This window comes from Pseudomonas sp. PS01303 (genome assembly GCF_029959385.1).
Taxonomy (GTDB): Bacteria; Pseudomonadota; Gammaproteobacteria; order Pseudomonadales; family Pseudomonadaceae; genus Aquipseudomonas; species Aquipseudomonas rustica.
The window spans coordinates 1-17,287 of record NZ_JASCPK010000123.1 but is presented as its reverse complement, the minus strand read 5'-3'; the positions used below and the strand labels follow the sequence as shown (position 1 = coordinate 17,287).

13 protein-coding genes are annotated in these 17,287 nt (G+C 59.5%); 1 reads left to right on the top strand and 12 read right to left on the bottom strand.

The window, feature by feature from the left end; all coding sequences use genetic code 11:
• Positions 1-80: 80 nt before the first annotated feature.
• On the bottom strand, positions 81-1,208 hold the full coding sequence (locus QMX93_RS24095) for a HAMP domain-containing sensor histidine kinase (protein WP_282358213.1): 1,128 nt from the start codon (positions 1,206-1,208) through the stop codon (positions 81-83).
• Positions 1,209-1,476: 268 nt separating this feature from the next.
• Between QMX93_RS24095 and QMX93_RS24090 the strand changes: the two genes are divergently transcribed.
• Complete coding sequence (locus QMX93_RS24090; RefSeq protein WP_282358212.1) at positions 1,477-6,525, top strand: NEL-type E3 ubiquitin ligase domain-containing protein; 5,049 nt, start codon at positions 1,477-1,479, stop codon at positions 6,523-6,525.
• Positions 6,526-6,574: 49 nt separating this feature from the next.
• Here the strand turns inward: QMX93_RS24090 and ureC are convergent, their stop codons facing one another.
• From ureC to urtA, 11 genes are all read right to left on the bottom strand, one after another.
• Positions 6,575-8,275 carry an urease subunit alpha gene (gene ureC, locus QMX93_RS24085; protein ID WP_053116837.1) on the bottom strand — a complete coding sequence of 567 codons (1,701 nt, stop codon included), beginning with the start codon at positions 8,273-8,275 and terminating at the stop codon, positions 6,575-6,577.
• Positions 8,276-8,477: 202 nt separating this feature from the next.
• Positions 8,478-8,783, bottom strand: coding sequence for an urease subunit beta (locus tag QMX93_RS24080; RefSeq protein ID WP_212544928.1), 306 nt, complete (start codon positions 8,781-8,783; stop codon positions 8,478-8,480).
• Positions 8,783-9,316, bottom strand: a complete 534-nt coding sequence (locus QMX93_RS24075; protein ID WP_053116839.1) for a GNAT family N-acetyltransferase — start codon at positions 9,314-9,316, stop codon at positions 8,783-8,785. The genes QMX93_RS24080 and QMX93_RS24075 overlap by 1 nt, the downstream gene beginning before the upstream one ends.
• Before the next feature lie 5 nt (positions 9,317-9,321).
• Positions 9,322-9,855 (bottom strand): GNAT family N-acetyltransferase, encoded by a 534-nt coding sequence (locus tag QMX93_RS24070; protein WP_053116840.1) that lies wholly within the window; start codon positions 9,853-9,855, stop codon positions 9,322-9,324.
• Between the two features lie 9 nt (positions 9,856-9,864).
• Positions 9,865-10,167, bottom strand: coding sequence for an urease subunit gamma (gene ureA / locus QMX93_RS24065; RefSeq protein WP_008085431.1), 303 nt, complete (start codon positions 10,165-10,167; stop codon positions 9,865-9,867).
• Positions 10,168-10,390: 223 nt separating this feature from the next.
• Positions 10,391-11,230, bottom strand: coding sequence for an urease accessory protein UreD (locus tag QMX93_RS24060; protein WP_282358210.1), 840 nt, complete (start codon positions 11,228-11,230; stop codon positions 10,391-10,393).
• 43 nt (positions 11,231-11,273) lie between these two features.
• Positions 11,274-11,972 (bottom strand): urea ABC transporter ATP-binding subunit UrtE, encoded by a 699-nt coding sequence (gene urtE, locus QMX93_RS24055; RefSeq protein ID WP_282358209.1) that lies wholly within the window; start codon positions 11,970-11,972, stop codon positions 11,274-11,276.
• 140 nt (positions 11,973-12,112) lie between these two features.
• Entirely contained in the window at positions 12,113-12,982 is an 870-nt protein-coding gene (gene urtD, locus QMX93_RS24050; protein WP_008078129.1) for an urea ABC transporter ATP-binding protein UrtD, read from the bottom strand.
• Complete coding sequence (gene urtC / locus QMX93_RS24045; protein WP_282358208.1) at positions 12,979-14,058, bottom strand: urea ABC transporter permease subunit UrtC; 1,080 nt, start codon at positions 14,056-14,058, stop codon at positions 12,979-12,981. Before urtC ends, urtD begins: the two co-directional genes overlap by 4 nt.
• Positions 14,058-15,560, bottom strand: a complete 1,503-nt coding sequence (urtB, locus tag QMX93_RS24040; protein ID WP_159813565.1) for an urea ABC transporter permease subunit UrtB — start codon at positions 15,558-15,560, stop codon at positions 14,058-14,060. Before urtB ends, urtC begins: the two co-directional genes overlap by 1 nt.
• A gap of 143 nt (positions 15,561-15,703) precedes the next feature.
• Positions 15,704-16,969: an urea ABC transporter substrate-binding protein gene (gene urtA, locus QMX93_RS24035; RefSeq protein WP_053116878.1), complete on the bottom strand. Its 1,266-nt coding sequence runs from the start codon at positions 16,967-16,969 to the stop codon at positions 15,704-15,706.
• Positions 16,970-17,287 lie beyond the last annotated feature (318 nt).

Below are 17,287 nucleotides of genomic sequence, written 5' to 3'. Positions count from 1 at the left end.
CTGTAGGAGCTGCCGAAGGCTGCGATCTTTTGATTTTGTTTTTAAAGACAAGATCAAAAGATCGCAGCCTTCGGCAGCTCCTACAGGGTTCGCGGTAACACTACGCTAAACCGCGTGCCGTCAGCCTCATTCGAGCTGACTTCAATCGTCCCGCCATGGGCATTAACCACTTCCCTGACAATAAACAGGCCCAATCCGAGACTTGTCGAAGGCTGCCCCAGTTCTTCATCGGCGCTGCGCACCAGCGGATCGAAAATTGTCCCTAAAGCATCCTCCGGAATCGGCGTGCCGAAGTTATGCACCGACAGGCACACCGCGTCCGCCTCATCCTGCAAGGTCAGCGTTACCTGTTGCGTGTTCGAGCCATGCTGCAGCGCATTGCCGATCAGGTTTTGCAGCAGTTGATCAATGCGCCCCGCGTCCCACACACCTCGGGTATCACCGTGAATGTGCAACACCGGCGAGCAATTCGGGTTGCCGGCACACGCCTCGGCGATCGCCGCCCGCGCCGCTTCGGCCAGATCCATCGGGGCCGGTTCGATCGGCAGACTCTTGCCGAGACGGCTGCGCACCAGCTCCAGCAAGTCACTGACCATCGCCGCCATGTGCCGGGCGCCGCGCTTGATGTTGTGGGCGCAGGCAAGCGCATCGCCTTCGAGCGTGGCTTTGCGCAACAGTAATTCGGTGGACATGCTCACCGCCTGCAGAGGCGCCCGCAGGTCGTGGCCGAGAATCGCCAGAAAGATGTCCCGCGAACGATTGACCTGTTCTGCGTAGGCCGCCGTCGATTCGGCCAATGCTTCATCGATGGCTTCATTGAAACGAATCATGTCCTGAAAGTAGGTCATGTCCGGCGCGTCGAGGCTGTCGACCCAGCGGCGGATCACGCAGGCGCGCAAATGACGAAACTCCGAGGTCATCTGCACCAGATCAAAACCGACGGTGTGGCGCAATTCACCATGGCTGGCGCCGGCCTGATTGAGGCTTGGGGTTTTCTCCGGGCCGTCGCCCTTGGCTTTGGCAGCCTGTTCGTCGGGACTTTGCGGTTTGTTCATGTCGCGAGCGGCGGCCAGCAAAATGGCTTTGGCGTGGTCACGCAAGCCTTCGGCGTCCATGTACTCGGCAGCGGGCGTGATGGTGGCGGCGAACTGCTCCCACTCCGCGACGATGGGATCCACGTTGCACACGATGAACTCGGAAAGACGCATGAGCGGTTACCTGAGCATGAATCGATGGACGGCGATTCGAATATTAGCCCCTCTGGCGAGAATTACACGATCGCTGATGCCCGGCTCCCGGGGAATTTTTTTGGGTGCGGTACATATGTATTTTCGGCTCTTCAATTACTGCGGGATTAAGGGGTTTTCAGTGCGTTCTTGAGCAGGATTTTGGTTTTTTGTTTTTTCCTGCCATCCGTAATCTGAGCTCAAGTTATTGGATGACGAGATGCTCGATATGGATATTGATACAAATAGAATGCCGCTAAACAGTGGCCCGCGCTCTGCTGCGGTCACCGCGCTTATACCTGCGGCGATCACGCAGGCCCCGGCCCATCGACTTGAATCGCTCAAGGCGAATTTGCACGTTGCACAACAGTTCCCGTCGTGGCCATCACACGGCCGTCAGCGTTTGCAGCCGCTCATTCAAAGGCACTGGCAGCTTCAAGGCGAGGTCGATACCACACTGCAGCACCTCGAACAGAATATCGAAAACTTCGCCCGACCCTTGCTGACGCAGGCCCTCAAAAGCCAACTGAAGGTTGATCTGGACGTCGACACGGCGATGCTCAGGCTTTACGTCCCGGACAAAATCATCTTCGGCATCGACCGGGGCGCCACGCACTCGCGGCATTCATCGTTGCTGGTGGCGGCATTGCATAACTTCGAACTGACGGAGACTGAGCACGGCTACTTTCGCAACGGTTCCGGCCTATACGTTGCCGATGCTTCCGGCGCTCCGGTGCAGCACGACATTACCGTCGGTCAAATCGCGAGCCTCTGCCGTTCGCTGGATATCGGTGCGCAATATCGGCAGCACCTCAAGGCGTTGTTGCTCCCCGACGATGTGACCAAACAAGCGACGCTGAAAAGGCAGTCGATGGCGGTGGAGAAGTCCGCGCTCGAGGTGGCGGCAGCTATCGCCGGGATGAACACTGATCTGGGGGTTCACGCTCAGTCCGCTATCAGTGATGTGATCAGCGGGCGAACAGCGATCAGCTTTCACGGTCGCCCATTACAGGCCCATCGATTGCGAATAATGGGTCTTGAACTCTCCGGTATCGTGTTGTTCAGTGCCGTTGCAGAAAAAAACGAGATCGAGAAGTTTCTGCTGGGGCTTGTCTCGCCAGAACTTCAGTTCCTGTTTGACTGGTCGCGACGTATCCCAGGTCTCAACGACAATCTGTATGAAAAATACAAGGTGCTTAGTGACGTCTTCGCTAATGGGCCGAGCGCCGTAACCGAAGAACTGTCCCGACGGAACGACTTCTACGATCAAAGTATTTTGAACGGGCCGTTAATTGCCTACATCCCCGACGATCCGCTGCATCCTTTGAAAGAATACCCATCGCTTACCGCGTTCATGAAAGCCTTGGCCACACAGTTGCTGGAAAAAAACTATCAAGCGTTTTTCAGTCGGTTTGTGGCACAAAGGGACAAGCCGAAATTCTTCAAACGGGTCGACGAGCGTCTCAAGGAAATCACCTGGTATCAGCGCGAACCCCTTGATATGGGCCCATGGTGGCGGGAAACACCGATTGAAAACCCCCATGCAGAACCAATCACCGTGCCGATCCAGGGTGATCTCTGGGAACACCTTTACCTGCGCAAGCGCGACAAGGCGCTCAGCGATGCACGACTGATTGCCGTGCCCACTGACGATGAAAATGCCAAAAGCCGCTGGAACCGCCTGATCAGTTATTTGAATGTTGGCTGGAACGTCTTCAATTTTGCCGTGATGCTGGTGCCTGGCGTTGGCGAGGTGATGCTGGGTGTGATGGTCGCCCAATTGCTCGCGGAGTTCGCCGAGGGCATCGAGGACTGGAGTCACGGTGACAAGGAAGAGGCGTGCGCGCACATCAACAGCGTGATCCTCAACTTTACGCAACTGGCTTTGATGAGTGTGGGTCACCTTCTACCCAAAGGCGCTACAGCGATTACCCCTTCACCCTTTATCGACAAGCTCAAAGAGGTGACCCTGGCGGATGGCCGCACGAAAATGTGGAATCCCGATCTCAGGCCCTATGAGCACGCAATCGATCTGCCTGCCGGCACATGGGCTGATGAATCCGGTTTGTACACGCACCAGGGCAAAAAAGTGCTGCACCTTGAAGGTAAGCAGTACGTGCTGAAAGAGGATCCGCTCAACGGGCAGTTCCGCATGCAACACCCGACTCGAGTTGACGCTTATAAACCGCAGATCGAGCACAACCGGGCGGGCGCCTGGAAGAGCGAAGCCGAACGACCGATCGAGTGGGAAAAGACGCAGCTCTTGCGCCGCCTTAACCCGTTGGCCGCGACGTTCAGCGAGCCTGCATTGCAGCAGGTGCTCAGTGTCAGCGGCGTCGAAGAGGGGGTGCTGCGTCGTCTGCATGTTGAACACGAACTGCCGCCGCCGCTGTTGACCGACACCCTTAATCGCTTCGATCTCTATGCCTCCATAAGTCGTTTTGGCGAGCAGATCCGTGAAGGTCGCCTCAGCGATCATCTGAGCGGTTATCTACCGGGGCTGATGACTGAGCTGCCGCACTGGCCGGAATCCAAAGCCATTACCTTGAAAGACCCGCTACCGACCGGGAGAGCGTCAGTCACTTATGGCAACTCCAGCGCCACACCAGCCGACACTCTGACGGTCACGCAGGTCGACATTCAAACTGGCCAGTTCGAAAGCCGGGTGCTGGCGTTCCTGCAGGAGCCGGACATTGAAGCGTTGCTTGGCCACGCCATCTCCACCGACAAAACCGTGCGCATTCAAGCATTGCGTGAAGCGTTGGCGTTGCGTGCTGTCAGGCGCGCTCCGCGGGTGTTCGAATCGCAGTACAGAACCTCGGACATTTCCGCCGATATTCGCGTGCGCAGGTTGCAAAGCGACTACCCGGATTTGCCGTGCAGCGTACTCGAACAAATACTCAAGGACGCGGATCCGCAGAGCGTGCGGGTGTTCGAGGAGCGCGGGCAGGTTGTCCTCAAACTGCGCCAGCAATTGCGTGAGGCAGGCGTCAAGGTTCGTCTGAATCGAGCCTTCGAGGGGCTTTACCTTGAGCAACTGGCCAACGCCGATAGCCGCCGACTGGCATTGAGCTCGCTGGAAAAACTGCCGGGCTGGTCGCCCCAGGTACGTATCGAAATCCGCGACGGCTCTTTCACCGGGCTGTTAGAGGCCAGTGTCGGTGCGCCGGACGCGCCGATCCGCAAAGTGCTGGTGGGTGACGAGAATGGGCTTTACAGCGCTCGCGATCAGCAGGGTCTGCATTTGCACGGCGCTGAAGATCTTTACAGTGCAGTGCTGCATGCCTTGCCCGATGAGCAGCGGCAGGCCTTGGGGTTCGAAATTTTCCAGGGAGACCTGCTCAAACAGACCCTCCAGCGTTCACCCCTGAGTCATGAGGTGTTCGAGAACGTCCTGTCGGAACACCCGATCCGTAAACCTGCCTACGACCCGGAGACGTTGCGCCTGCGTGGCGGCATGCAGGGCTACCCGTTGCGCCCCAAAAACTGGTCGGCCCTCAAACGTCGAGTCGGTTCGCTGTATCCCGCGTTCACCGAGGCCGAGGTGGAGACGATGCTCAAAGGCTTTGGCGAAAATGTGATGGAAGAGCGCGTAGCGGCGCTGGAACGCGAGTTCAGCACGTTCAACCTGGTTTTTCAGCGCTGGTTGAATGACATGAGTCTGTCCTACCGTTTCAGTATTGAAGGCGTGGCGGAATGGACGTCGCGAAACAGGGTGTATCAAATTCTCCGTCAATGCTGGCAGCGTACCGGTCCTGAGGGGCCGCCGGCACCGGGGGTAATGCGGGCGCAGAGACTTGTTCTCAACGGCCTGCCGATGGATCGTCATCTGCAAAATATGCCCCGGCTCAGCGGCAGTTTTGACCATGTCACCTCCTTGAGCCTGCACAACGGTCGGATACTCAGTGACCAGCAACATTTTCTGGGTGGCTTTCGCCAGTTGCGCGAACTCGACTTATGGAAAAACCGCTTGAGCGATTTCCCGCAGGTCATCAGCGAGATGCCGTATCTACGTGTGCTGACGCTCTCGGATAATCAGATCTCGTTGACCGCTGAAAGCGCTGCACGGTTGCGTGCGATGAACCGGCTGCAAGTGCTGAAACTGGACGGTAATCCACTCGGGCAAGTGCCGGACATCAGCCAGATGCCAGCCTTGCTGATACTGAAGCTGGACAGTACCGGGATCGATACATGGCCGGTCGGTCTGTTTGCCAGGCAACGTCCGCGCAATCTGTATCTGGACCTGCGCTTCAATCAGCTCAGCGAGCTTCCGGACGTTGCGCCAGGATCGGCGTCCGCCGAACTGATCGCGCGCACCAATGTAAGCCGTGACCCCTTCCATTTGTCTGCTGAGAACCTGGAGAAACTCAAGCAATACATCGAATCCGTCGGCCTCGATCCGGATCGTCCGTATCCGCCACGAGGCACCATCGACAGCTCGGTTTGGGACGAGGGCATCAGTGAGGCCGAGTGGAATGCGCGACAACCGTTCTGGGATGAAGTGGAAGATGAGTTCGGTTCCGAGCCATTCTTTAGTGAATTGCGCAAACTGACCGCGTCTGCGGATTTTCGAGCCGCTAATCCGGGTTACAGAATTGACCTCACCGCCAAGGTCTGGCGAATGATTTTCGCTATGTACGAGAACACGGCGCTGCGCGAGAAGATTTTTGCCGAAGCGGTTGCGTCCACGACCTGTGCGGATGCCGGCGCACAGTTCTTTAATGCCATGGGCGTCGAGGTGCTGATTCACGAAGCTTATGGCTTGATCAATACCGATCTGGTGGAAGGTGAACTGGTAGCCCTGGCCCGTGGTAAATCACGACTGGACGAATTGGGGCAGATCGCCCGGCAGCGCGTGGCAGATCGCTTGCAAGCCGGGGAGACGTTCCGTCGTGAGAACGCAGACGGTGTCACCGGAACTATCGATGAAGTGGAGGTTCACCTGGCCTATATGACCGATCTGGCGGAACGACTGGATTTACCGTGGCAATCACGCGGAATGTTGTTCCGAAAAATCGCCGGGGTCACTGAGCAGATGATCGAGGACGCCTATCAGCGAGTGATCGCCTTGGAGGAAGGTGAACTGCTGGCGCCACGGATTCTTGAACAGCCCTTGTGGCAGCGCTTCCTCAAGCGTACTTATCGCAAAGAGTTCGATGAACTGCTGCTGTCGCTCAAGGATGAGGACGATATGGCGCAATTTGAAGCGTTGCAAACGCTGGAGAAAACCCTGACGCAAAAAGCGATAGATCGGGCGAAGCTGCAGACGGTTTATCCGCCGTTCACGGTGAAACCGTAAACAGGCCTGGAGGCGCGATAACGCCTCCAGGCTTTTTTGCTGCTGTGGCTTAAAACAGAAAGTAACGCTGCGCCATCGGCAGCGTTTCCGCCGGTTCACACCATAGCAATACGCCGTCGGCCTTGACCTGATACGTCTGCGGGTCGACGTCGATGTTCGGCAGGTAATCGTTGTGGATCAGATCGGTTTTCTGCACATCGCGACAACCTTTGACCACAGCGATTTTTTTCTTCAAGCCCAGCGCTTCGGGCAACCCGGCGTCGTGTGCAGCCTGGCTGATGAAGGTCAGGCTGGTGGCGTGCAGCGAGCCACCGTAACTGGCGAACATCGGGCGGTAGTGCACCGGTTGCGGCGTCGGAATCGAAGCGTTGGCGTCGCCCATCAAACTGGCGGCAATCGCACCACCCTTGAGAATCAACGTTGGTTTCACGCCGAAAAACGCCGGACGCCAGAGCACCAGGTCGGCCCATTTGCCGACTTCAATCGAGCCGACTTCGTGGCTGATGCCATGGGTGATCGCCGGGTTGATCGTGTACTTGGCGATGTAGCGTTTGGCGCGGAAGTTATCGTTGCCTGCGCCGTCCTGCGGCAGTGGGCCGCGCTGTTTTTTCATTTTGTCGGCGGTCTGCCAGGTGCGCGTGATGACTTCGCCGACGCGGCCCATGGCTTGACTGTCGGAGCTGATCATCGAGAACGCGCCGAGGTCATGAAGGATGTCTTCGGCGGCAATCGTTTCGCGACGGATGCGGCTTTCGGCGAACGCGACATCTTCGGCAATGCTTGGGTCGAGGTGATGGCAGACCATCAACATGTCGAGGTGTTCGTCGATGGTGTTGCGCGTGAACGGTCGCGTCGGGTTGGTCGAGCTCGGCAGCACGTTGGGGAAGCCGCAGGCCTTGATGATGTCCGGCGCGTGACCGCCACCGGCACCTTCGGTGTGGTAGGTGTGGATGGTGCGACCCTTGAATGCGCCGAGGGTGGTTTCGACGAAACCGGATTCGTTGAGGGTGTCGGTGTGGATCGCCACCTGCACGTCGAACTGGTCGGCGACAGTCAGGCAGTTATCGATGCTCGCCGGGGTGGTGCCCCAGTCTTCGTGCAGCTTGAGGCCGATGGCGCCGGCCTTGACCTGCTCGATCAGCGGTTCCGGCAGGCTGGCGTTGCCCTTGCCGGTGAGACCGATGTTCATCGGGAAGGCGTCGGCGGCCTGAAGCATGCGCGCCAGGTGCCAAGGGCCCGAGGTGCACGTTGTGGCGTTGGTGCCCGTGGCCGGGCCGGTGCCGCCGCCGATCATGGTGGTGACGCCGCTCATCAGCGCCTCTTCAATCTGCTGCGGGCAGATGAAGTGGATGTGCGTGTCGATGCCACCGGCAGTGAGGATCATGCCTTCACCGGCGATGACTTCAGTGCCAGCGCCGATGGCGATGGTCACGTTGGGCTGCACGTCCGGGTTACCGGCCTTGCCGATCGCGGCGATGCGACCGTCCTTGAGGCCGACGTCGGCTTTGACGATGCCCCAGTGGTCGATGATCAGCGCGTTGGTGATCAGCGTGTCGACCACTTCGGCGGCCAGCAATTGGCTCTGGCCCTGGCCGTCGCGGATGACTTTGCCGCCACCGAATTTCACTTCTTCGCCGTAGGTGGTGAAGTCTTTTTCGACCTCGATCCACAGCTCGGTGTCGGCCAGGCGCACCTTGTCGCCGACGGTGGGGCCGAACATGTCGGCGTAGGCTTGACGGGAAATCTTCATGCGGCGTCCTTCAGGAAAATAGTAGTGAGCCATAGACCCTCACCCTAGCCCTCTCCCAGAGGGAGAGGGGACTGTTCGCGGTGGGTCGGCTATCGGTGATCAGCTCCGGCGGGGGGACTGTTCGCGGTGGGTCGGCTATCGGTGATCGGCTCCCTCTCCCTCGGGAGAGGGCTGGGGTGAGGGGCAGCGGTGCACGCAGATGTCAGAGATCACCCATGATTCGTCCGGCGAACCCAAACACCCGCCGATGCCCCGCATAATCCACCAGCTCAACTTCACGACTCTGCCCCGGCTCAAAACGCACCGCCGTCCCCGCCGGAATATTCAGGCGCATGCCCCGGCTGGCTGCGCGGTCAAACGCCAGCGCGTCGTTGGTTTCAAAAAAGTGATAGTGCGACCCCACCTGAATCGGCCGGTCGCCGCTGTTGGCGACTTTCAGGCTGATAGTGCGGCGATCGACGTTGAGTTCGATATCGCCGGGCTGGATCTGGTACTCGCCAGGAATCATCACTGGGCTCCTTGCAGAATCTTGTAATAGAGGGCGGTCGGCCGATAGGTGCCGTTTGGGTCGCAGGCGTAATCGGGGATGGCACCCGCGCGGGTGTAACCCAATGCCTGATAGAAATTTTCGGCGGGCGAGCCCGCTTCGGTGTCGAGGTAGAGCATGCCGCGCTTGTGCTTCGGCGCTTCGAGTTCCAGCGCGCTCATCAATTGCTGACCGAGGCCGCGACGCCGCGCGTCTTCGCGCACCAGCAGTTTCTGCACCTCGGCGCGGTTCAAGCCGTTGGCCTTCTGACACAGACCCAACTGCACACTGGCCAGCACTTCTTCGTCTTTGACCACCACCCAGAGCAGCACGCTGCCCTTGTTGACGTTGTCCTGAACCTCATCGAAATACGCGCGCGCCTGCACCGCATCGAGGTCGGCCATGAAACCGACGCTGGCGCCATAACCCACTGCGTCGAGCAGCAAATCGATCAGGCCCTGACGGTAGTGGGCAAAACTTTCAGCATTGACGCGGCGCAGTTGGGCGGCGTTCATCGGTGTCACTCCTTGATGGTTTCAGGCGGCTCCGCGCCAGGATTGAGGGTCAGTTGCATGAATGTCAGGTCGAGCCAGCGGCCGAACTTGGTGCCGACTTGCGGCATCTGCCCGGTGGTGATGAAACCGGCGCGCTCGTGCAGACGAATCGAAGCAGCGTTGCCGCTTTCGATGGCGGCGACCATCACATGCTTGTCGCAGGTCTTCGCCCGTTCGATCAGCACAGTCATCAGTTGCGGGCCGAGGCCGTTGCCGCGTTGGTCGCTGCGCACATACACCGAGTGCTCGACGGTGTGGCGGAAACCGTCGAACGGCCGCCAGTCACCGAACGAAGCGTAGCCGAGCACAGTGTTGTCGGCGTCGACGATCACCAGAATCGGATAGGCCTGTGCCTGACGGGCGCTGAACCACGCCTGGCGGTTGCCGAGGTCGACGGCTTGTTCATTCCAGATCGCCGTGGTGTTGAGCACGGCGTCGTTGTAGATGTCGCGGATCGCCGGCAGATCGGCGTGAACGGCATCGCGAATGGAGTAAGTCATGGCGCGGCCTCAGACGATCGGTTGGTGGACGGTGACCAGTTTGGTGCCGTCGGGGAACGTCGCTTCGACTTGAATCTCCGGGATCATTTCCGGGATGCCTTCCATCACTTGTTCGCGGCTGAGCAGGGTAGTGCCGAAGTGCATCAACTCGGCGACGGTCCGACCGTCACGCGCGCCTTCGAGCAGCGCAGCGGAGATGTAGGCCATGGCTTCCGGGTAATTGAGTTTCACGCCGCGCGCCAAACGCCGCTCGGCGACGAGGCCGGCGGTGAAGATCAGCAGCTTGTCTTTTTCGCGTGGGGTCAGGTCCATTGTGGGGTTCCATCAGGGCAGATTTGTGAGGTTCTTGCGGGTGTGGGCTGCCAGTTGGAGCAGCCCCTCACCCTAGCCCTCTCCCGAGGGAGAGGGGACTGATCTCGGTTGTTTTCAATGGCCGGTTCAGTCAGCAGAATTCGTTCAGGCAGTTAAATTCATTTCAATCGACTCGGTCAGGCTCCCTCTCCCTCCGGGAGAGGGCGGGGGGTGAGGGTTGCTTTCAGGTGCTCCATATTCTCGGTGACACCGCTTCGCGGTCCAGCAGCACCGGGCGTAGCAAGCGCCATAAATCGATCAGCCACGCACGGGCGAGCAATGCTTCGTTAGCCAGACACCGAGCCACCAACAGCCCCGGCAATTGCGTCAAATCCCCGCGCACGTCATGCCCCAGCGAACGACAACGCTCCAGCAACTCAGCATCAATCTCACCGGTGACCAACAACGTCGCAAACACCGGATGACCATCCAGCCCGATCGGCGAATCAAGCAAACCGTCGGCACCGACAATGCGCTGGCGCTCATGCCAGAGCAATCGGCCGTCGCGGCGAATATCCAGATGCGCTTGAAAATGCCCGCGATCAAAACGCTCGCCACTGGCCGGGCGACCCAACGCCACCACGTCCCAATAAAACAACCGCGCATCACCTTCAAGATCAATCGAAGTGCTCAGTTCAGCCTTGGCGGCGCTGTAGACGATGGTTTCCTGCGGCAGCCATTCCAGCGTCGCGCCGGCCGCCACTTTAAAGTCGAGTTTCTGATAAGCCGGGCCACCGGCGCGATACCACTTGGCCGCGCCGGGGCTGGTGATCTGCGCCCAGGCCTGTTGCTCGACGCGCACGCTGATGTCGAGACGATCACCGCCGGCAATTCCGCCGGGCGGATGGACGATGATGTGCTGGCACACCTCGGGGCCTTCGGCGTACAGGTGCTTTTGCACGCGCAGCGGGCCGAGGTGCCGGCGCTGAACCGGACGTGTGCAATCGCCGAAACGGGCGTAAGCGAGTTCCAGCTCGGCGTGCCAGCTCGGGGTAAACAGGGCAGGTGAAACAGTCGAATTCATGGTTTGTAATTATCGTTAGGAAGCTACAGATTAGATCGTTGCCTTAGATCGTGACCAGCCCGCGCACGCCTTCGGCCTCCATATTTTCGCCGCGACCCTGCTGCACGATCTCGCCCCGGGACATCACCAGGTATTGATCGGCCAGCTCCGCCGCGAAGTCGTAGAACTGCTCGACCAGCAAAATCGCCATGTCGCCGCGCGCCGCGAGTTTCTTGATCACCGCGCCGATCTCCTTGATCACCGAGGGTTGAATGCCTTCGGTGGGCTCATCGAGGATCAGTAAACGCGGACGACTGGCCAACGCGCGACCAATCGCCAATTGCTGTTGCTGACCGCCGGAGAGGTCACCGCCGCGACGCTGCTTCATTTGTAGCAGCACCGGGAACAATTCATAAATGAAACTTGGCACTTCTTTGGCTTCACTGCCGGGAAACCGCGACAGGCCCATCAACAGATTTTCCTCAACGGTCAGGCGGCCGAAGATTTCCCGACCTTGCGGCACGTAAGCGATTCCGGCGTGAACCCGTTGATGCGGCTTGAACGTGGTGATCGGCTTGCCTTCCCAATTCACTGCGCCTTCTTTGGCGGGCAGCAGGCCCATCAGGCATTTGAGCAGGGTGGTTTTGCCGACGCCGTTGCGCCCGAGCAGGCAGGTGACTTCGCCGACTTTTACCTCGAACGAAAGGCCGCGCAGGATGTGGCTACCGCCGTAGTACTGGTGCAGCTTGTCGACTTGCAGCATGTCCAAAATCTCCCCCGGTGATCGTTCCCACGCTCTGCGTGGGAACGCATCCCGTGACGCTCCGCGTCACATAACGGCGGACGCAGAGCGTCCATGGCGGCATTCCCACGCAGAGCGTGGGAACGATCTATTCGCAAACCTTAGCGGCCGAGGTAAACCTCGATCACGCGCTCGTTTTCCTGCACTTGCTCAAGCGAGCCTTCTGCCAGCACGCTGCCCTGGTGCAACACGGTCACATGGTCAGCAATCGAGCCGACAAACCCCATGTCATGCTCCACCACCATCAGCGAATGCTTGCCCGCCAGGCTCTTGAACAACTCAGCGGTGAACTCGGTTTCGGCATCGGTCATCCCCGCCACCGGCTCATCGAGCAGGAGCAATTGCGGATCCTGCATCAGCAACATGCCGATCTCGAGAAACTGCTTCTGCCCGTGGGACAACAACCCTGCCGGGCGATTGACCGAGGTGGTCAGGCGAATCGTCTCCAGCACTTCGCTGATACGATCCTTCTGCTCACCACTTAACCGCGCACGCAAACTGGCCCACACCGACTTGTCGGTTTTCTGCGCCAGTTCGAGGTTTTCAAACACGCTCAGCGCTTCAAACACCGTCGGCTTTTGAAACTTGCGACCGATGCCGGCCTGAGCGATTTGCACTTCGCTCATTTGCGTCAGATCCAGCGTTTCGCCAAACCACGCCTTGCCGTGACTCGGGCGAGTCTTGCCGGTGATCACGTCCATCAGCGTGGTCTTGCCCGCACCGTTGGGGCCGATGATGCAGCGCAATTCGCCGACGCCGATGTACAGATTCAGATTGTTCAGTGCGCGAAAGCCATCGAAGCTGACGCTGATGTCTTCCAGTGTGAGGATGGTGCCGTGGCGGGTGTCGAGACCCGGGCCGACGCGTTGGCCGAGGCCGATCGAGTCGCGGCTGGTGCCGGCGTCCTTGTTCGGTTCGACGGGAAAAAAGGCTGGTTCCAACATGAATTCAGCGCTCGCTGTGACTCTCATTGTTCACCTCGTTTCTTCAGCAGGCCGATCACGCCTTTGGGCAGGTACAGCGTCACGACGATGAACAGCGCGCCGAGGAAGAACAGCCAGTATTCCGGGAACGCCACGGTGAACCAGCTCTTCATGCCGTTGACCACACCGGCACCGAGCAACGGCCCGATTAGAGTTCCACGACCGCCAAGAGCCACCCAGACCGCCGCTTCAATCGAGTTGGTCGGCGACATTTCGCTCGGGTTGATGATCCCGACTTGCGGCACATACAACGCGCCGGCCAGACCACACAACACCGCACTCAACACCCAGACAAACAGCTTGAAGCCACGCGGGTCGTAGCCGCAGAACATCAAGCGGTTTTCCGCATCACGCAATGCCGTCAGCACGCGGCCAAACTTGCTCTGCGCCAATCGCCAGCCGATAAACAGACTCGCCACCAGCAACAACACCGTGGCCAGAAACAGCACCGCGCGGGTGCCCGGTTCAGTGATGCCGAAACCGAGAATCGTGCGGAAATTGGTGAAACCATTGTTGCCGCCAAACCCGGTCTCGTTGCGGAAAAACAGGAGCATGCCGGCGAAGGTCAGGGCTTGGGTCATGATCGAGAAATACACGCCTTTGATCCGCGAACGGAAGGCGAAGAAACCGAACACCAGCGCCAGCAATCCCGGCGCCAACACCACCAGACACGTCGCCCAGACGAAGCTGCTGGTGCCGGTCCAGTACCACGGCAATTCGCTCCACGACAGGAAGGTCATGAACGCCGGCAGACCATCGCCGGCAGCCTGACGCATCAGGTACATGCCCATCGCATAACCGCCAAGGGCGAAGAACAGACCGTGACCCAGCGAGAGCAAACCGGCGTAACCCCAGACCAGATCCAGCGCCAGTGCGACGATGGCGTAGCAGAGGATTTTGCCGACCAGCGTCAGCGTATACGCCGAGATGTGCAGCGCATTGTCGGGCGACAACAACGACAGCAGCGGCAGGGCGATCAGCAGGGCGAGGATTACCGCACCGATGGCAATGGTGACTTTCGGCCCGGCCTTTTGCGTGGCCGTGACTAACAGAGGCTGGTTCATCAGTCGATCACCCGTCCTTTCAGTGCGAAGAGGCCTTGCGGACGTTTCTGGATAAACAGAATGATCAGCGCGAGGATCAGGATCTTGCCGAGCACCGCACCGATCTGCGGTTCGAGAATCTTGTTGGCGATGCCCAGGCCGAATGCTGCGAGCACGCTGCCGGCCAACTGGCCGACGCCGCCGAGCACCACCACCAGGAACGAGTCGATGATGTAGCTCTGACCGAGGTCGGGGCCGACGTTGCCGATCTGGCTCAGCGCCACTCCGCCGAGGCCGGCGATGCCCGAGCCGAGGCCGAAGGCGAGCATGTCGACGCGACCGGTCGGCACACCGCAGCAAGCCGCCATGTTGCGGTTCTGCGTAACGGCGCGGACGTTGAGGCCCAAGCGCGTTTTGTTCAGCAGCAACCAGGTCAGCACCACCACGAACAGTGCGAAAGCGATGATCACGATGCGGTTGTACGGCAGCACCAGATTCGGCAGCACTTGAATACCGCCGGACAGCCACGCCGGGTTGGCGACTTCAACGTTCTGCGCGCCGAACAACAAACGCACCAGTTGAATCAGCATCAGGCTGATGCCCCACGTGGCGAGCAATGTTTCCAGTGGGCGGCCGTAGAGGTGACGAATCACCGTGCGCTCCAGTGCCATGCCGATTGCTGCGGTAACGAAGAACGCCACCGGCAATGCGATCAACGGATAAAACTCGATGGCTTGCGGTGCGTAGCGCTGGAACATCAACTGCACCACATACGTCGAGTAGGCGCCGAGCATCAGCATCTCGCCGTGGGCCATGTTGATCACGCCGAGCAGACCGAAAGTGATGGCCAGACCGAGTGCCGCCAACAGCAGGATCGAGCCAAGGGACATGCCGCTAAAGGCCTGACCGAGGATCTCACCGATCAGCAGTTTGCGTTTGACTTGAGCAAGGCTGGTTTCGGCGGCGGTGCGCACCGTGGCATCAGCTTCGACGCCGGGTTCGAGCAAACCTTCGAGGCGCGTACGGGCCAGTGGATCGCCGGTTTCGCCGAGCAATCGCACGGCGGCGAGGCGCACGGCGGGGTCAGTGTCGACCAGTTGCAGATTGGCCAGCGCCAGGCTCAGGGCGGCGTGGACGCTGTCATCTTTTTCGCCAGCGAGTTGCTGGTCGAGGAATTTCAGCTGCGCGGGTTTCGCGCTTTTCTGCAATTGCTGCGCGGCAGTCAGACGGATTTTGGCGTCGGCGGCGAGCAATTGATGGCTGGCCATCGCGGTGTCGATCAGACCCCGCAGGCGATTGTTCAGGCGCAGGGTTTTTGGCTGGCCATCGATGGTCAACTCGCCTTGTTGCAGGGCGTTGATCAGTTCGATACGCGCCGGATCGGGCTGCGCGGCCCAGGTTTCCAGCAGTTTGGCCTGTTGCACGGGATTGGCCGCGACGAAGTCTTCGGCATCGCCGGCGTGGGCGAGCATTGGCAGCAACAGTGCGATGGCGAGAAGCAAGCGGTGTATGGCAGTGCGCATATGCGTGGCCTTGCGTAGTGATCGTTCCCACGCTCCGCGTGGGAATGCAGCCCGGGACGCTCCGCGTCCCCAAAGCGGACGCAGAGCGTCCGTTGAGGCATTCCCACGCAGAGCGTGGGAACGATCAGGTTGAGCGGGATAACTCAGTTGCTCTTCACCGCATAATCCGGCTTCTTGTCGTTGCCCTGAATGAACGGGCTCCACGGTTGCGCACGGATCGGCCCTTCGGTCTGCCACACGACGTTGAACTGACCATCAGCCTGAATCTCGCCGATCATCACCGGTTTGTGCAGGTGGTGGTTGGTCTTGTCCATGGTCAGCGTGTAGCCCGACGGCGCCGCAAAGGTCTGCCCGGCCAGCGCTTCACGCACCTTGTCGACGTCAGTGGATTTGGCTTTCTCAACCGCTTGCGCCCACATGTGGATGCCGACGTAAGTGGCTTCCATCGGGTCGTTGGTCACGGCTTTGTCCGCGCCTGGCAGGTTGTGTTTCTTCGCGTAGGCTTTCCAGTCAGCGACGAATTTCTTGTTCGCCGGGTTCTCGACGGATTCGAAGTAGTTCCACGCCGCGAGGTTGCCCACCAGTGGTTTGGTGTCGATGCCGCGCAGTTCTTCTTCGCCGACCGAGAACGCCACGACTGGTACGTCGGTGGCTTTCAAACCCTGGTTGGCCAGTTCTTTATAGAACGGCACGTTGGAGTCGCCGTTGACCGTCGAGATGACCGCAGTCTTGCCACCGGCGGAGAATTTTTTGATGTTGGCGACGATGGTTTGATAGTCGCTGTGACCGAACGGCGTGTAGACCTCTTCGATGTCCTTGTCGGCCACACCTTTGGAGTGCAGGAACGAACGCAGGATTTTGTTGGTGGTGCGCGGGTAGACGTAGTCGGTGCCGAGCAGGAAGTAGCGTTTGGCGCTACCGCCTTCTTCGCTCATCAGATATTCAACCGCCGGGATCGCTTGCTGGTTTGGCGCGGCGCCGGTGTAGAAGACGTTCGGCGACATCTCTTCGCCTTCGTATTGCACCGGGTAGAACAGCAGACCGTTGAGCTCTTCGAACACCGGCAACACCGATTTACGTGACACGGAAGTCCAGCAGCCGAACACCACGGCGACCTTGTCCTGAGTCAGCAACTGCCGGCCTTTCTCGGCGAACAGCGGCCAGTTCGATGCCGGGTCAACCACCACCGGCTCGAGCATCTTGCCGTTGACGCCGCCCTTGGCGTTGATCTCGTCGATGGTCATCAGCGCCATGTCTTTGAGCGACGTTTCGGAGATCGCCATGGTGCCGGACAACGAATGCAGAATCCCGACCTTGATGGTCTCGGCGGCCTGGACAGTCCAGGTCATGCCCATCGCGGCAATCGATGCCGTGAGTGTGAAAGCCTTGATCAAACTGCGACGCTTCATTGTGCGATCTCCATGAACATTTGAAGTTTTTTTGGTTGGCAGATGCGGACGACTGAAGGCTGTTTTGCAAGGGCTGTGCCCGGTCGGGTTCAGGCAGGAAAATGTCGTGTTAGAGCGCTTGCGCGGTTTTGCGCTGCACCACGAAGGGACGCGCAGGGCGCGTTGGTGCATGCGGTCGCGCCACTTTGGGGCGCGAAAAATCATGTGTAGGAGCTGCCGAAGGCTGCGATCTTTTGATCTTGATCGTTCCCACGCTCTGCGTGGGAATGCAGCCGCGGACGCTCCGCGTCCAAAGATCAAAAGATCGCAGCCTTCGGC

Bases quoted from the DNA above. Each gene is read 5' to 3' on its own strand.
- QMX93_RS24075 (WP_053116839.1), bottom strand. From the start codon at position 9,316: ATGAACGCCGCCCAACTGCGCCGCGTCAATGCTGAAAGTTTTGCCCAC.
- ureC (WP_053116837.1), bottom strand. From the start codon at position 8,275: ATGAAGATTTCCCGTCAAGCCTACGCCGACATGTTCGGCCCCACCGTC.
- QMX93_RS24070 (WP_053116840.1), bottom strand. From the start codon at position 9,855: ATGACTTACTCCATTCGCGATGCCGTTCACGCCGATCTGCCGGCGATC.
- urtC (WP_282358208.1), bottom strand. From the start codon at position 14,058: ATGAACCAGCCTCTGTTAGTCACGGCCACGCAAAAGGCCGGGCCGAAA.
- urtD (WP_008078129.1), bottom strand. From the start codon at position 12,982: ATGAGAGTCACAGCGAGCGCTGAATTCATGTTGGAACCAGCCTTTTTT.
- urtE (WP_282358209.1), bottom strand. From the start codon at position 11,972: ATGCTGCAAGTCGACAAGCTGCACCAGTACTACGGCGGTAGCCACATC.
- QMX93_RS24080 (WP_212544928.1), bottom strand. From the start codon at position 8,783: ATGATTCCTGGCGAGTACCAGATCCAGCCCGGCGATATCGAACTCAAC.
- QMX93_RS24060 (WP_282358210.1), bottom strand. From the start codon at position 11,230: ATGAATTCGACTGTTTCACCTGCCCTGTTTACCCCGAGCTGGCACGCC.
- QMX93_RS24090 (WP_282358212.1), top strand. From the start codon at position 1,477: ATGCCGCTAAACAGTGGCCCGCGCTCTGCTGCGGTCACCGCGCTTATA.
- QMX93_RS24095 (WP_282358213.1), bottom strand. From the start codon at position 1,208: ATGCGTCTTTCCGAGTTCATCGTGTGCAACGTGGATCCCATCGTCGCG.
- urtA (WP_053116878.1), bottom strand. From the start codon at position 16,969: ATGAAGCGTCGCAGTTTGATCAAGGCTTTCACACTCACGGCATCGATT.
- ureA (WP_008085431.1), bottom strand. From the start codon at position 10,167: ATGGACCTGACCCCACGCGAAAAAGACAAGCTGCTGATCTTCACCGCC.
- urtB (WP_159813565.1), bottom strand. From the start codon at position 15,560: ATGCGCACTGCCATACACCGCTTGCTTCTCGCCATCGCACTGTTGCTG.